Below are 15,219 nucleotides of genomic sequence, written 5' to 3'. Positions count from 1 at the left end.
GTTCTCAGCCCGCGTTGCTCGTTCAAGGTGACGTAGACATTTTGGGGAGCCCGAGGGCGATGGCCCTCGGAACCACCTTTTTTGAAGGTTCTCCTTCCAGCCTGCGCGCGGCCAAAGGCGCTGTCGCGGCGAAATCTGCTCCCTCACGCCCGCTCTCCAACCTGCCAAAACTTCACCAAGTATTGCTACTGAGACTGAGTCGCATTAGAAGGAGTCGTCATAGTTCAGAGAGAATGAGGGGACATCGTGAGAAAATACGCAATTGGCGGCCTGATGCTCAGCGCCGGATGGAGCAGCCTGTGCGCCGCGCAAGGCGCGCCCGCTCCGGGGCCAGGTGATCTGGCGCCCGAGGATGCGGGCAAGCGCATCATCGTCACCGCGACGGGCCTTTCCAGCGCGACCTCGACCACCAAGACCGACACGCCCATCATCGAGGCGCCGCAGAGCGTCTCGATCGTCGCGCGCGAGGAAATGGACCTGCGCGGTGCGACGACGATCGCCGATGCCCTCTCCTACACCGCCGGGGTCCAGACCGAGCCGATGGGCATCGACAGCCGCACCGACGAGGTCTCGGTGCGCGGCTTCAGCGCGGGCGGCTATTCCTCGAACAACAACTTCGTCGACGGCCTGCGCCTGCCCACGGGCGGCCAGTTCACCCGCTTCGGCTTCGACACCTTCGGCCTCCAGCAGATCGAGGTCCTGAAAGGCCCCTCGGGCGTACTCTACGGCCAGTCGGCGCCGGGCGGCATCGTCAATATCGTCACCAAGCGCCCCACCTCCCACTTCCAGGGTGAAGTGCTGCTCCAGGCCCAGGGCTACACCGACCTTGGCAACTGGTCAGGCCGCATCGGCGCGGACTTCGGCGGCCCACTGGACACGGATGGACAGCTCTCCGCCCGCCTCGTCGGCCTTGCCCAACACGGCGGCAGCCAGGTCAATGATGTCGAGAACAGCCGCTACTATGTCTCGCCCAGCGTGACCTGGGAGCCCACATCGGCCACCAGCTGGACCCTTCTGGGCCAGTACCAGCACGACGATGGCGGCGCGACCTACCAGTTCCTGCCCGCGCTCGGCACCTATGCGCCAACCAACGGCGGCCATATCGCCAATGACGCCAACATCGGCGAGCCTTCGTGGAACAACTTCACGCGCAACCAGTACCTGGCCGCCTCATTCTTCCGCCACGAGTTCACGGACAAGCTCACCTTCCGCAACAACCTGCGCTACACGCACATCACCTCGGCCTACCGGGTGACCGTGCTATCGGGTGGGACCGTCACCGACTGCAGCGCCGTTCCGCAGTACGGCCCTTCCTGTATTGACGGGCAGACCATCGGGCGCCGCGCGATCGCTTCGGCCGGGTCGAGCGACGGCTTTGCGATCGACAACCAGCTGGAATGGCGCGTGCGCACAGGCGCTCTTGCCCATACCCTGCTCGCCGGGCTCGACTACTTTCACACCGACTGGACGCACGACCGCGACCTCGTGAGCCTGCCGGGCCTGCCGCGGGGCCAGGTCGATCCGCTCTACGACATCTTCGATCCCCAGCCGCGCGGCAGCCAGGACTACGCGGCGAACATGGCCCCGCAGGTCTACGGCGCGGCGACCAGCGAGCAGACCGGCCTCTACGCGCAGGACGAGATCGAATGGGGCCGACTTCGCCTCAACATCGGCGGGCGTTACGACTGGACCAAGGATCACACCCGCAACCGCCTGACCGACACCGAAAATGACTTTGACGCCAGCAAGTTCACCTGGCGCGCGGGCGCGGTCTATCTCTTCGACAACGGCCTTGCCCCCTACTTCAGCTACTCGCAGAGCTTCATCCCGCAACTCGTGCCGCTGGAAAGCGTGCTCGACCAGCAGCCCTTCCGCCCCACCACCGGCGAGCAGTTCGAGGCGGGCCTGCGCTACCAGGCTGGCAAGGGCGTCTACCTCACCGCTGGGGTCTTCGAGATCACCCAGCAGAACGTCCAGACGAGCGATCCCGACGGCACCATCTGTGGCAACGGCAATGTCTGCCTTGTCCAGGCGGGCGAAGCGCGCATTCGCGGCGCGGAACTGGAGGCCCGTGCTTCGCTGGGGTCCGGCACGACCGTCATCGCATCCGCCACCCACCTCGATTCCGACGTGACCAAGGACACCCACGAGGACCTCCTCGGCAAGAGCCTGCCCCAGGTGCCCGCCTACATGGCCTCGCTCTTCGTCAACCAGCGCATCGCAAGCGGCCCGCTGGCCGGGCTCGGCTTCGGCGGCGGCGTGCGCTACACCGGCAAGAGCTGGGGCGATGCGATGAACGCCGATTTCCGCATCCAGGACTACACCCTGTTCGACCTCATGCTGCGCTACGATCTGGGCGAAACGAACCCGGCGCTGGAGGGCATCGGCCTCTCGCTCAACGCGCGCAACGTCGCGGACAAGCGCTACGTCGTCACCTGCACCACGGTTGCCTCGTGCTACTACGGACAGGGCCGCGTGGTGACCGCGCGGGTGCAGTTCACATGGTGAGCTTCAAGGCACGCGCCCTTGCCGCCGGACTTGCCCTTGCGACCTTCGCCGCGCCCGCCCCGCTGCTGGCGGCGCCTTACGTGATTGCGGGCAGCGACACATTCGCCATGACGTCGCAGGCAGGTGCCCACTACCGCGTCCATGTCCAGGTGCCCGAGCGTCCCGCACCGCCGGGCGGCTTTGCCGTGCTCTACCTGCTCGACGGCGACATGACCTTTGCAAGCGCGGTCGAGACCGCACAGCGCCTGGCCCGCTTCGGACGCGATGAAGGGCAGAGCGAGGGCATTGTCGTTGCCATCGGCTACCCGGACGGGGACGACATGCTCGCGCGGCGCAGCTTCGACTACACGCCCGAGGGTCCGCCGGACGCGGTGGCCCATCCAACCGGCGGCGCGCCTGTCTTCCGCCGCTTCCTGGCGGGCGAACTCATGCCCCGCATAGCGTCCAGCTACCGCATCGACACCGCGCGCCAGACGCTCTGGGGCCACAGCTTTGGCGCCCTCTTCGTGCTCGACACGCTGCTGGGCCAGCCCGAGCTGTTCCGCAACTACGTCGCGACCAGCCCCTCGCTGTGGTTCGGCGCGCGCAGCCTGGAGGGCGGTCTTGGAGGCCTTCCCGCGCGCCTCGCCGTGGCCGGGCCCCGTACGCTCCATCTCGGGGTGGGTGAACGCGAGCAGGACAGTGTGCGTGCCCGCAGCCAGGCCATGGCGATGACCCACCGCGAACTGGCCGACCGGCTCGCTGCGGTCGCGAACCTGGAGGTCCACAGCCGCGTCTATTCGGGCGAGAGCCATGGCGGCACGCTGCTGCCGGGCCTCGGCCAGGCGGTACGCGTCGCATTCCAGGAGGCCCGGCCATGACCGGGTCCGCACTTGCTGCCGTACTGGCCCTGCCCGCCGGGCTCGTCCTGACCCTGCTGGGTGCCGCGCTGCTCTACCGCGCCGCGCCCAACCAGTTGCTGCGCCCAGACCAGCCCGCAGGTCGCGGGGTTGCCCGGGGAGGCTGGGGCGCCGCCCTGCTCGGCCTTCTTGTACTCCTGACCTGGTCGGGCCAGGCCACTTCCGTATTCATCTGGCTGACCGCACTCATGCTGGTCTGGTCGCTGCTCCCGCTCGCCGCAGCCTGGCGCGCCGGAGATCGAAAGGCTCCCAAATGACCCCGCATCTCACCAGCCGGAACTGGGCGGGCAAGACCGCCGCCGGCCTCGTCCTCGGCCTCGCCCTTGCGCTTGGTGTCTCGGGACTGCTCGCCGCCCTGCTGGGCGTGCGCGACAGCTTCTTTTCCCCGCAAGGCCAGTTCACGATGTGGATCATCGCGCCGGTCTGGTGCGCTGTCCTGTCGCTGTGCTTTCTCTTTCGCAATGGGCTTCGCGCCTGGCTCTGGCTTGGCGTTGCCGCCGCCGCCGTGTGGCTCACACTGTTCGCCCTGGGGAGCCTGTCATGAAAGTGCGCACCGATATCCTGCGGATGTACAAGGAGATACATGGCTGGGTTGGCATCGTCTCCGGCCTCGCCCTGTTCATCGCCTTCTTCGCCGGCGCTGTGACCATGTTCGAGGAGCCCATTCAGCGCTGGGCCTCGCCCCCCACCTCACTCTCGGCCCCGGTCCCGCTGGAGCGCGCGCCCGAGCTCGTCGAAGCGGTCCTCGCCGCCCATCCCGAGGCCGCACGCTCCTATGACGTGCATCTTGAAACCGGACCGGAGAACCCGGCCCGCGTCACCTGGTCACAAGGCAGCCGACGTGATCCGCAGGTCTTCCTCGCCGCGCTGGCGCCCGACGGCTCGCTCGAGGTCGAGGAGCAGGCCGCCTCGCCTGTGGCCCAGTTCATCGACATGCTGCACCAGCAGGTCGGCCTGCCCTTCGCGCACGAGGTCGCCATGCCCATCATGGGCGCGATCTCGCTGCTTTACTTCATCGCGCTGGTGTCAGGCGTGATCGTGCTCCTGCCCAGCCTCGTCTCGGACTTCTTCGCGGTGCGTGTAGGCAAGAACGCCAAGCGCATGTGGCTCGATGTCCACAACGTGCTCGGCATCGTCAGCCTGCCCTTTCACATCATCATGGCCCTGACCGCCGTGGTCTTCGCCTTCCACGACGAATTCTACGACCTGCAGGGCGCCGCCTTCATGGACCGGGGCGCCCCGCGCGCGCAGATGGCGCCGCCTGCGCCGCCGTCCCCGCGCGCGCAGGACCCCGAATTGCTCACTCCGGCCGAACTGGCCCAGCGTGTCGAGAGCCAGGCGCCGGGCTTCACCATCCGCGCGATCACCTACCACACGAGCCGCGAGGGTGAGCCGCAGGCGCGCCTCAGCGGCCATGATCCACGCTTTGGCCTGCGCGGCCCCACCTTCGGCATGGTCGAGGCCGATCCGGTCACCGGCGCGCTGACCGACACGACCTACATGCCCGGGCTGCAGGACGCCTGGGGCGCCACGATCACGAGCTTCTTCGCGCTCCATTTCGGCAGCTTCGGGGGAGCGCCGATCCGCTGGTCCTACTTCCTGCTGGGACTGGCCGGTGCGATGCTGTTCTACACGGGCAACCTGCTCTGGGTGGAATCGCGCCGCAAGCGCGAGCGCAAGGCCGGTGCGGTGACGCAGACCCGCGCGACACGAGCTCTGGGCGCCCTCACCGTGGGCGTACCGCTGGGGTGCGTGGCGGGCATCGCGATCACCCTCGCAGCGGCCAAACCGCTCGGCACCGAGGCCAGCGCGGGCATCCACAGCGCCATCTACTACGTGGTCTTTACAGGGTTCGTCGCCTGGGCGCTGGTGCGCGGCGCGGCGCAGGGCGCAATCGAACTTGTCCCCGCAGCCGCGCTTGCCCTCCTAACCATCCCGCTGGCGAGCCTGGCCTTCCTCGACCTGCATCCCTGGAGCCAGCCGCTGGTCGATACCGTCAGCGTCGCGCTCGCCGCCAGCCTCGCCCTCACCGCACGCGCCGCCCGCCACGGCCCGCGCGACAGCGTCTGGTCCCACCCGCGCCGCGAAGCCCAAGCAGACACGACATCCCACGCCACGGCGCCGGAACGAAAACCCGCAATCTGAGAAAGGAAATGGTGCGCCCAAGTGGATTCGAACCACTGGCCCCCAGATTAGGAATCTCAGTCAAGTCAATAACTTATACGCCATTTTACAACATGATACTAGGTGTTACGGCATGTTATGGCAGACATTGTGACCGGGGATGTGACCCTGAAGCCTAGTCAAATCACGCCCATGCAAACAAAGAGATCACCCGCAAATAACTTATCATTTTTTCGTGTAGGACATTTCCAACCAAGTCTGAACACCGAGATCAGTCAACTGATAGACGGTTCCTCCTGCACTGCCACCATCTTTCATCGAAACGTGGCCGGTCGCCACGAGATGAAGCACCGCATCCTGAATTTCAGATCTATTCAACCTAGGCTCCCCCGAAACATTGAACCGCTCTTTCAACCCCGTTTCCACGCCAATTCGAACGCTTGTCATAGTACCCGGGGTATGCAGCTTCGGCGCAATAAGCTGTAAAAAATCAAAATACGTCATGGCCTGCGAGTAATCAGCGCCCCTCGAAAAGTTAGAATAATGAAGTATCAATTCATGATTTAGGCCAGCAACATCACTAAAACTAGGTGAATTATTCACCATAAGAATATCAATTTCATTCTTCAGACGATCTATTTCTTCACGATACCGAAGTACGTCTGCAACGGTGGAATGAGACGGGATTTGATTGGCTCTAACCCATCCTACTTGCGGATGCGATTTGAACGCCTTAGTCAGAGCTAAAATGGCTTCAGACCCGAGTTTTTCAGGCGTATCCCAAATCTTCACCAACCTATCAGTCATGGCCTTTTCTTTAAAATCCAAAAGCTTCCTGTATTTAACTTCGTCCTTATCTGTCTTTCCACGAGGAATCTCATCCATCTTGCCATGAACGAATACTAGAACCGTTTTCTTAGTCGCAACGGCGTATTCAAACTCCCGTTCCGTGAAACTCACCCCATCCGGATCGAGCGAACCATAGCGCGCGCCAAGGATCAGTACGTAGTAATCGCATTCATCGATGACCTGCTTGATATAACCAAGTTGCTCGACGTCAGAAGCTGGAAACATCTCCATTCCAGCGGGGATGTGCCCCATATCAAGGATAGCTCTGGTCAAAATCTGACGTTCTTCCTTGAGGTCAGCGTATGTCGACGAGATAAACACCTGATATTTTTTGTCCGACATTCCAGCCCCCTAGAGATAGTTTGCACTTCCTGTACGAATTTACACATCATAGCCAGAGCAAAACTTGTAACCTATGAGCCACCCATCCAGCCCACGGAATTCACGCAACAAAAGATACCTTGCACATTATGAGCCCATAGATCATAATGAGTGATATCTTTTGACCCAAGGAAGTCCATGAGCCGGATTGCGTACTACAGGTCATCCACCTCCGGTCAGAGCGTCGAGGCCCAGCGCCAAGCGCTTGGCGGGAAGTTTGACCGTGAATTCTTCGACGAAGGCATTTCCGGGGGAACCCTCGCCGCCGAGCGACCGGGGTTTGCGGAACTGCTGTCCTACGTCCGTGAAGGAGACGAGGTCTGCGTGTACGCAGTGGACAGATTGGGCCGCGATGCGCTGGACGTCCAGAGCACGGTCCGCCGTCTTCTCGCCATGGGTGTTATCGTCGACGTGCGCGGCCTTGGCCGTATCGGGAAAGGCGTTGGCGAACTGATACTGGCCGTTCTGGCCCAGATCGCCGACATGGAGCGGCAGCGCATCCGGGAGCGCTGCGAGAGCGGACGCGCCGCAGCCCGCACAGCACTCGCGAGCACGGGAAGAACCCACCGTGGCAAGACCTCCTTGGGTCGCCCGAGAGCATGTGACCCTCAGGAAGTTGTGCGCTGGAGAGAGACGAACGGTGCCAGCATCAGTGCCACCGCCCGCCATTTCCAAATCTCACCCCCAACGGTCAAGCGTTACTGCGCCCTTGCGACGAACGCGAAATAACCCGCAAGGCCGCTTCTAATAAGCGCCCCGCCCCACTTGGATATAGTATATCTATACACGGAAATTATTGTAAAACACTCCAAATATAACCCACGCCCACTGCCAATCCAAGTAGGTTCTTCTTCACGACCGCTTCTGGCCAATGATGAAATGCAGTCTCTCAAACGCATTACGTCGCTCATGCAACCAGTTCACCAAGTCTGCCTCCCATGCGGCAGGCCATTGCTCAACAATCTTCGCACCTCGCACAGGTGCGCACAGGTCCACTGAACAGGTAAACTTGTTGATGTAAGAACCGATGCGACGAAGGCTCTCATCGAAGCTCCTATGCCGATAGAGCGGCTGGAAATCGACCTGACCGGGCTCTTTCCAAACTCGCTCCAAGCAACCTTGAAACTCCTCGGTCGGTATGTCCGCACGATAGACCAAGCAGTGGAAGGTCGGGAGCCACGTCGGTCCGGTATTCCCAAATCCGAGTGGTGCGACCTTCAGGAGCAGGTCGCGACGTTCCGGCGCTAGAGCGTGGACTTGGTCAATGGAAAGGGCATCGATCTCGACAGTCCCATCAACGAACACGTAGCCCCAGTCCGGCGAAGCAGCCCGCCCAGACCTAATGCGGTTCCGAAGCCGTGTTTTCTCCCGGTCGATCAAGGGGCCGAGTTGGTCGAGGTCGTTCGTACCGGGAAGCACTATGGTCAAAAACCCCATCCCCTCTTTGGTGCAGCCCGCAAACCGTTCCGCCAGCACCTTTTGACGGCCCTTCACGTTACGTCCGCGACAACCGGGGCATCCCGGCGAGCGACACGCATACCTCCGTCCCCACTCCACTCCGCACGCCGAGAGTTTCTCCAGCGCCGCGAAGGAACCTCCTTCGACCGCCTGCCACTCCAGCGCATCAATCAATTTCTCAAGTCGTTCTTCGTAGTCCATCATAATTCGTCATTCCGTTCTGCACGGGCAATGGCCTCAAATGTGCGTGCACGATGGACGCACGAAGCCACCCGGAGCCCGTCCAGGGCTCCTCCCGCAGTGTTTGTTCCGTTGGGTAAGAGGAGGCCGCTCAGTCGGCCTCAGGGTCGCCGGAGTTGCCCTCCAGCGCCTGCCGGGGGCTTACGCCTCCCGCAACCGAAGCATGGCCTCGTCGACCTCGTGCGCCAGCCAGCGCCGCTGCTTGCCAATCATAATGGGCTTCGGAAGAAGCTGGTTACGGATAAGTTGGTTCACCGAAGCAACCCCGACACGCAAGCGCTGGGCGATATCGTTGAGCGAGAGGTACTCAATGCTGCCCGACATCACGCGACCTCCTGCATCTCGACGTGACCGCCCTGCTCACACCGCTGCTGGACATTTGAAAGGCACTTGTCGAGGTAGTCCGACCAGACGGTGAGCATCCGCTCCCGATCCTTATAGTGCTTGGCGTGGTTGTAGTGCTTGCGGGTGACGCCCGTGGGGATATGCGCGAGCACGTAGTCCTCGGCAGCATCCGCATAGGTCAGTTTCCCTTCTTCACGCATCTCCGACAGGTTGGTCGTCAGGGAGCGGCGGAAATCGTGGATTGTCCAATGCGCGACATGTTCCAATGGCCCTGCGAGGTCCTGCACACGCCCACGCAGGCGATCCAAGATCGAGGAGCCTCGGGTACGCAGAGCATCGGGGAACACCAAGTCCTTGCTCGATGCTGTCTTCGGGCGGGGAGGGAGCAGACGGCGAGCCTGCTCGGTGAGGTACGCGACATGAGGGACCTTCGCCTTGGTCGTATGCTTCAGGAGTTTCACGGGTACGCCATCTTCGAACTGGACCTCGCCCCATGTCAGCTTGGTGATATCGGACAGGCGGCAGCCGGTACGTAGCAGCAATTGCAGGGGAGCAGCCATGCGCTCTTCACTCGCCAAGCTCATCAGGACCCAGCCGAGTTCGTGGGCACGCAGAACCCTGTTGCGTACCCGATCCTCCGCCTTCATCTCGATTGTCGTTGCGGGATTGTGCTCGATGTAATCCCGCCGGACACACCACGTCAGGAGTGGTTTGAACGTCCGCAGAACGGTGTTGAGGCCCGCCCCCGTGTATTCGTTGCCATCCTCATCCATCCGCCGGAAATGTTCGCGCAGCCCCTCGAAATGCGCGTTCAGTTCACGGCGCGTCAGGGTCTTCACCGCGCGATCACCGAAGGCGGGGAGAACCCATTTTCGCGTCAGACTTTCATTACCCGCGCTCGGACGGTCACGCACATACTCTCGGCAGTATTCCTCATGCGCCATGGCGAGAGTGAGCTTCGTACTCCGGACCTGATAGTGAGGATGCGGCTTCGGACGTGGGAGTGCCACCTTGGCTTTGGCCTTCATGTCGAAGGAAACCGCGCGAGCCTCTTCCAAGGACAGGATGGGCAATCCATCTTCAGGATGGTTCGCAGGAGCATCCGTGTGAACCACTGCACCACCCCAGCGCCCGAACACCTCCTTGACCTGCCTGCCACCAACTCGGCCTCGATAGACGAAGACGACAGCCCCACTTGCGCGAACGCGGATGGTCAGTGGACCGGCCTTTTCATCCGGGATGTCATAGGCCGTACTCTTGGGCCTCAAGCACTTCAGGTAGGTGTTCGTGATGCTTCTTGTCGTGGTCATAGGTCTTGTCCTTCAAGCGCGGTGATTCGCGCCAAGACCTGACTCAGTAGTGACCTGCGGAAAGCAGATTCAATATTCCCGTGCATCGCCGTGACATTCCTCAGCGCCACGCGACGCCCTACGATCACACGCAAAATGTGACCTGCGGAATGAAACGAGGAAAAGCGTGACCCGCATGGCGCTCACCGTCTCCTCGAAAAATCAGCAATTTCAGGGGGTAATGGTGCGCCCAGCGAGATTCGAACTCACGGCCCCCAGATTAGGAATCTGGTGCTCTATCCGGCTGAGCTATGGGCGCACGCAAGGGCGTCCTAGCGGCGGGAGCGCGGCTAGGCAAGCGGGGGATGGCGCGCAGGGCTCGGAAACCTAGTTGGTTTCCTCAGGAGGGGCGATCGGGAACGGGAGGGGGACGACCGAGATGCCCTCGTCCATCAGTTCCTGCGCGTCCTCGAGCGTGGTTTCGCCGTGGATCTGCTCCACCTCGCGCTCGCCGTAGTGCATCTGGCGGGCGTTCTCGGCGAAGCTTTCGCCCACGTAGCGCGAGGCCTTGAGCGCTTTGGCCTGCATCTCGGCGAGCTTGTGAATCATCTCCACCGTCTGCTGGGGCAGTTCGTGCGAGGCGACAGGGGCCACGGCGACAGGTTCGCCCTCTTCGCGCGGTGTGGGCGCGGGTTGGCGCTCGGGCGACCTGGCAGAGGGGTGGGAGGGTTCGGGCTTCTGGTTGCCCTTGCGCGCGAGACGGGCGGCCTGGGGCGCCTTCGCGACATCGCCCGAGCCGCAGAACGGACAGGCGACGAGGCCCCGCTCCTGCTGGCGCGCGAAATCGTCCGAGGACTTGAACCAGCCTTCGAAGCGATGGCCTTCACCGCGGCATTCCAGATCGTAGACAATCATGTGACGCCTATGTGGCGATCACAGGGGGCTTGGCAAGGCCTGCCTGTTGGCAAGGCTGGGGAGCTGGGCGCGCACTTCGGCGATCCGGGCCGGGTCGATCTCGGCAAATCCAAGGCCGGGACGCCCGCCATCGTCGGCCCCGCCCATGTCGAGGCGGATCTCGCCCCAGGGGTCAACTACCAGAGAATGCCCATAAGTCGTGCGCCCGTCCGCGTGTTCGCCAACCTGCGCGGCAGAGATCACGTAGGCGCTGGCCTCGACCGCGCGGGCGCATTGCAGGAGGTGCCAGTGGGCACGTCCCGTGGGCACGGTGAAGGCAGCCGGAATGGCGATAAGGTCGCACTTCGCGCGGCCCAGCGCTTCGAACAAGGCCGGAAAGCGGATGTCGTAGCAGATCGCGAGGCCAAGTTTGCCCAGTGGGGTATCCACCGTCACCACCTCCCGGCCCGGCGCATAGGCGTTCGATTCGCGCCAGCTTTCTCCGCTCGCCAGGTCCACGTCGAACATATGGATCTTGTCGTAGCGCGCACGCACCGCACCGGTATCGTCGATCACGAAGGCGCGGTTGGCAAAGCGCCCATCGCCGCCCTCACCCGCGTCATCGCCCTTCACCGCGAGCGAGCCCAGATGCACCCAGATGCCCTCGCGCGCCGCGGCCTCGCGCGCGGCGGCGAGGACCGGGTTCTTCCCCTCGGCCACGACATGCGCCGCCCCGCGCTTGCGGTCACGGTCAAGCAGGCCGCACATCTCGGGCGTGAAGAGCATCGCCGCGCCTTCGCGGCGCGCCTCGGCGATGGCGGCGACAATGGCCTCGGCGTTGGCCGCGGGATCGATCCCGCTGGTCATCTGGAAAAGCGCGGCGCGGGGCATCCCTTCAGCCGATCACAGGCCGAGGATGGCGTCGAGCTTGCCCTCGCGCTCCAGCGCGTTGACATCGTCGAAGCCACCGTAAGCCTTGTCGTCGACGAGGATCTGCGGAACCGTGCGCGCACCAGGCACGCGCGCTTCCATCTCGTCGCGCTTGGGGCCGCCCATGGTGATGTCGTATTCCTCGTAAGCGACACCCTTCTGGTCGAACAGCGCCTTGGCGGCCACGCAATAGGGGCAGCCCCACTTGGAGTAGATCTCGACCTTGGGCTGGCTCATGCGGGTGTCTCCTGAAATTTTGCAAAAGGCCCGGGTGTCAGGCCCTTGATTTGGCGCGGCGCTATCATATCTAATTCCATGTGTCATGGCCCAGCCAAAAGGGGATGACACACCTGACGAAGCGCCGGGCAGCCGGGCTTCACTCACGAAGATTGCTCAGATGAGGATTTTTGTCATGAACCGTATCGATTTTGCGCCCTATCGCCGTTCCATGGTCGGTTTCGACCGTCTCTTCGACATGCTCGAAAACCAGCACCGCGTGAACGCCGGCGACAAGTATCCGCCCTTCAACATCGAACGCCGCGGCGAGGATGCCTACCGCATCACGCTGGCCGTGGCCGGCTTCAAGCCCGAGGACATCGACATCACCGCGCAGGCCAACCTGCTCATCGTCAAGGGCCGCAAGCCCGACGAGGGCGCAGATGGCGACTATCTGCACATGGGCATTGCCCAGCGGGGCTTCGATCGCCGCTTCGAACTCGCCGACTACGTGCGGGTGGACGCGGCCGATCTCGCCGATGGTCTCCTCGTGATCGATCTCGTGCGCGAAGTGCCCGAGGCGATGAAGCCCAAGAAGATCGCCATTGGCGGCAACCAGCTCAAGGTGATCGAAAGTGAGCCCAACAAGGACGCGGACAGCGCCGCGGCCTGAGGCCTCTTCCATTCGATGATGCATTCAGGGCGGTCCGCACACGCGGGCCGCCCTTTTTCGCGCGCTTATGCGCCCTCCTCGCCGTGCCAGGACAGGGGCCGGGCTACGGCCTCCAGCGCCTTGCGCTCGTTGTCGAGGCCAAAGCGCCACCCCACGAAGGCGGCGAGCAGCATGAGCGCGCTGGCGAAGAGATAGCCGCCCAGCACGTCGGCGCGGGAGCCACTCTCGATGAGGACACCAAAGAGCCAGGGGGCCATGACCCCGCCGATCCCGGTGCCCAGCGCATAGAACACCGCGATGGCCAGCGCGCGCACTTCGAGGGGGAAGCTCTCCGCGACGGTCAGATAGGCCGAGGAGGCCGCGGCCGAGGCGAAGAAGAAGGTCACGCTCCAGCACAGGGTCTGCGTGGTGGCATCGAGCATCTCGAGCCGGAAGGCGAGCCCCGTCGCGGCAAGCAGAAGCCCCGAGACGCCATACGTCAGCGCGATCATCGGACGCCGCCCCCAGCTGTCGAACAGGGGCCCAAGCAGCAGTGGTCCCAGCACGTTGCCCACCGCGAAAGGCAGCACGTACCAGCCCACCTGGTCCGAAGGCACGCCATAGAAATCGCTCAGGATCAGGGCGTAAGTGAAGAAGATCGCGTTGTAGAGGAAGGCCTGCGCCGCCATGAGAACAAGGCCAAGCGCGGTACGGCGTGGGTACGTGCGAAACAGCGCCTCCCACACTTCGCGCAGCGGCGTCGCGCGGCGCGCCTTGAGGCGGGCCTTCGGGGTCTCGCCCTGAATGGTGAGGCCCTGTTCCCGTGTGCGCGCCTCGATCTCACCCACGATGGCCTCGGCCCTGGCGCCCTGCCCGTGGGTGAGCAACCAGCGCGGGCTCTCCGGGATGTAACGGCGCAGTGCGATCACGATCAGCCCCGTCACCGCCCCGAACCCGAAGGCAATGCGCCAGCCGACATCGGGCGCAAAGAGGCGCGGGTCGAGCACCACCACCGAAAGCGCGCCTGCAACGCCTGCCCCCACCCAGTACGAGCCGTTGATGACAAGGTCGGTCCAGCCCCGGCGGCGCGCGGGGATCAGTTCCTGAATGGCCGAATTGATCGCGCTGTACTCGCCCCCGATGCCCGCACCCGTGAGAAAGCGCATGAGCGCAAAGCTCGGCAGGTCCCAGGTGAAGGCCGTGCCCGCCGTGGCGAGCAGATAGATCAGGAGCGTCAGCGTGAAGAGGCGCTTGCGCCCCAGCCGGTCGGTCAACCAGCCAAAGAACAGCGCGCCCGAGACGGCGCCTGCCAGATACAGACTGTTGGCAAGACCGATCTCGCGCGCGGAAAAGGCAAGCACCGGACTTTCGCGCAAGGCCGGCGCAATCGAGCCGGTGAGCGTGACTTCCAGCCCGTCGAGGATCCAGGTGATGCCCAGCGCGCAGACCACCAGCCAGTGAAAACGCGACCACGGCAGACGGTCGAGCCGGGCCGGAACGTCGCTTTCGATCACGCCTTCGGGCAACGCGGACTGCGCCCCCTGCCCCTCACGCTGGTGTCTGGTTGCCATGCCCCCATGCTAGCAAGCGGCAGGGCAAGAGCAAGCTCAGGGACTTAGCGCTTGCGCCGAGCCCAGCGCAGGCGCGGAAAGCGGTTTGCCAGAAGCACGAAGCCCGAAAGCGCGATGCCTGTGCCGCCCAGCGCAAAGACGAAGAGCCACCAGCTGTTGATCCGATCACGCAGCGTCCAGTCCATGATGTGCAGGCCCCACACGAAGTCGAAGAAGCGCCAGGTATCGCTGCGCGCAGCCAGGACGGCTCCGCTCGACGCATTGATGTAGAGCCGGGTGCGGTCCGGGTCCGCGAACGTCACCTGCCAGGCCGGAAAGGGCCCGGCATATTCGGTCCCGACCGGCGCGCGCACAATCGAGACGCCCTGTACTCCGGTAGGCGCCCCCTTCCACGCGCCCTGTGCGATCTCGGAAGCCGTGCGGGCGGAAAGCGGGGAAAGTCGGCGACCGGACACCGGATCGTGCAGAGCGGCGGTGCCATCGCGGCTGCGCACTTCGATGACGCTGCGTCCGTTCACCGCGCGCGTCGTCACCGAAACCAGCGCCCCGTCATTCGCCAGCCACGAGGGCAGCGGCGCGTCGGCCGGGAGCACTTCAGGCGTGCGCGCGATGACATGCTCGGAGCGCACATGCTCGATCTTGAGCCAGGACATGATCGCGCCCGAGCCCATCCACAGGAGGACCTGAATACCCACACAGGCCGCCAGCCATTTGTGAAGGCGACTGCCCAGAATGTGCAGCCTCTGCTTGCGCGAGCGCGGTACGAGCACGTGCTTCCCCCTCTTAGCCAGGCCCACAATGATGAGGCCCCGAACACCCAAGGTTTCCAGAAAAGAAGGGGAAGGCAACAGGAAGGCAGGAAA

General features: G+C 63.6%; 16 protein-coding genes and 2 tRNA genes. 7 read left to right on the top strand and 11 right to left on the bottom strand.

Features of this window, described 5'->3' with window-relative positions; genetic code table 11:
- Positions 1-246 precede the first annotated feature (246 nt).
- Genes MTR65_RS05850 through MTR65_RS05830 form a run of 5 tightly spaced genes read left to right on the top strand, consistent with a single transcriptional unit; the run spans position 247 to position 5,552 of the window.
- Positions 247-2,508 carry a TonB-dependent siderophore receptor gene (locus MTR65_RS05850; protein ID WP_243798052.1) on the top strand — a complete coding sequence of 754 codons (2,262 nt, stop codon included), beginning with the start codon at positions 247-249 and terminating at the stop codon, positions 2,506-2,508.
- On the top strand, positions 2,502-3,368 hold the full coding sequence (locus MTR65_RS05845) for an alpha/beta hydrolase (RefSeq protein ID WP_243798048.1): 867 nt from the start codon (positions 2,502-2,504) through the stop codon (positions 3,366-3,368). The genes MTR65_RS05850 and MTR65_RS05845 overlap by 7 nt, the downstream gene beginning before the upstream one ends.
- Complete coding sequence (locus tag MTR65_RS05840; RefSeq protein ID WP_243798045.1) at positions 3,365-3,664, top strand: hypothetical protein; 300 nt, start codon at positions 3,365-3,367, stop codon at positions 3,662-3,664. The genes MTR65_RS05845 and MTR65_RS05840 overlap by 4 nt, the downstream gene beginning before the upstream one ends.
- Entirely contained in the window at positions 3,661-3,951 is a 291-nt protein-coding gene (locus tag MTR65_RS05835; RefSeq protein ID WP_243798043.1) for a hypothetical protein, read from the top strand. The genes MTR65_RS05840 and MTR65_RS05835 overlap by 4 nt, the downstream gene beginning before the upstream one ends.
- Complete coding sequence (locus tag MTR65_RS05830; protein ID WP_243798040.1) at positions 3,948-5,552, top strand: PepSY-associated TM helix domain-containing protein; 1,605 nt, start codon at positions 3,948-3,950, stop codon at positions 5,550-5,552. The genes MTR65_RS05835 and MTR65_RS05830 overlap by 4 nt, the downstream gene beginning before the upstream one ends.
- Positions 5,553-5,561: 9 nt before the next feature.
- On the opposite strand, the gene MTR65_RS05825 is transcribed toward MTR65_RS05830, so the two are convergent.
- Positions 5,562-5,633 (bottom strand) — tRNA-Ser (locus tag MTR65_RS05825).
- Between the two features lie 123 nt (positions 5,634-5,756).
- Complete coding sequence (locus MTR65_RS05820) at positions 5,757-6,722, bottom strand: DUF4062 domain-containing protein (RefSeq protein WP_243798038.1); 966 nt, start codon at positions 6,720-6,722, stop codon at positions 5,757-5,759.
- A gap of 177 nt (positions 6,723-6,899) precedes the next feature.
- Here MTR65_RS05820 and MTR65_RS05815 point away from each other — a divergent pair, with 177 nt between their 5' ends.
- Positions 6,900-7,490, top strand: a complete 591-nt coding sequence (locus MTR65_RS05815) for a recombinase family protein (RefSeq protein ID WP_243798035.1) — start codon at positions 6,900-6,902, stop codon at positions 7,488-7,490.
- 123 nt (positions 7,491-7,613) lie between these two features.
- Here the strand turns inward: MTR65_RS05815 and MTR65_RS05810 are convergent, their stop codons facing one another.
- The 7 genes from MTR65_RS05810 to grxC form a co-directional block, all read right to left on the bottom strand.
- Positions 7,614-8,423: a hypothetical protein gene (locus MTR65_RS05810; RefSeq protein WP_243798033.1), complete on the bottom strand. Its 810-nt coding sequence runs from the start codon at positions 8,421-8,423 to the stop codon at positions 7,614-7,616.
- Positions 8,424-8,600: 177 nt separating this feature from the next.
- Complete coding sequence (locus MTR65_RS05805; protein ID WP_243798031.1) at positions 8,601-8,783, bottom strand: helix-turn-helix transcriptional regulator; 183 nt, start codon at positions 8,781-8,783, stop codon at positions 8,601-8,603.
- Positions 8,783-10,114 (bottom strand): tyrosine-type recombinase/integrase, encoded by a 1,332-nt coding sequence (locus MTR65_RS05800; RefSeq protein ID WP_243798028.1) that lies wholly within the window; start codon positions 10,112-10,114, stop codon positions 8,783-8,785. Before MTR65_RS05800 ends, MTR65_RS05805 begins: the two co-directional genes overlap by 1 nt.
- A 221-nt stretch (positions 10,115-10,335) precedes the next feature.
- Positions 10,336-10,412, bottom strand: a tRNA-Arg gene (locus tag MTR65_RS05795).
- A gap of 68 nt (positions 10,413-10,480) precedes the next feature.
- Positions 10,481-11,008, bottom strand: coding sequence for a DUF1178 family protein (locus MTR65_RS05790; protein ID WP_243798026.1), 528 nt, complete (start codon positions 11,006-11,008; stop codon positions 10,481-10,483).
- A gap of 18 nt (positions 11,009-11,026) precedes the next feature.
- A complete protein-coding gene (locus MTR65_RS05785; RefSeq protein WP_243798023.1) occupies positions 11,027-11,878 on the bottom strand; it encodes a carbon-nitrogen hydrolase family protein in 852 nt (283 codons plus the stop codon).
- A gap of 12 nt (positions 11,879-11,890) precedes the next feature.
- Positions 11,891-12,154, bottom strand: a complete 264-nt coding sequence (gene grxC / locus MTR65_RS05780; RefSeq protein WP_243798019.1) for a glutaredoxin 3 — start codon at positions 12,152-12,154, stop codon at positions 11,891-11,893.
- A 175-nt stretch (positions 12,155-12,329) separates the two neighbouring features.
- Between grxC and MTR65_RS05775 the strand changes: the two genes are divergently transcribed.
- The gene (locus MTR65_RS05775) at positions 12,330-12,806 is read left to right on the top strand and encodes an Hsp20 family protein (protein ID WP_039393302.1); all 477 of its coding nucleotides are present in this window, start codon (positions 12,330-12,332) and stop codon (positions 12,804-12,806) included.
- 65 nt (positions 12,807-12,871) lie between these two features.
- On the opposite strand, the gene MTR65_RS05770 is transcribed toward MTR65_RS05775, so the two are convergent.
- Together MTR65_RS05770 and MTR65_RS05765 are read right to left on the bottom strand one after the other, a co-directional pair.
- Positions 12,872-14,356 (bottom strand): MFS transporter, encoded by a 1,485-nt coding sequence (locus MTR65_RS05770; protein ID WP_243798017.1) that lies wholly within the window; start codon positions 14,354-14,356, stop codon positions 12,872-12,874.
- A gap of 44 nt (positions 14,357-14,400) precedes the next feature.
- Entirely contained in the window at positions 14,401-15,126 is a 726-nt protein-coding gene (locus tag MTR65_RS05765; RefSeq protein WP_243798014.1) for a PepSY domain-containing protein, read from the bottom strand.
- Positions 15,127-15,219 lie beyond the last annotated feature (93 nt).

The organism is Novosphingobium mangrovi, from assembly GCF_022818885.1.
Classification (GTDB): domain Bacteria; phylum Pseudomonadota; class Alphaproteobacteria; order Sphingomonadales; family Sphingomonadaceae; genus Novosphingobium; species Novosphingobium mangrovi.
The sequence above is the reverse complement of the archived record's forward strand: the minus strand, read 5'-3'. Positions and strand labels throughout refer to the sequence as shown.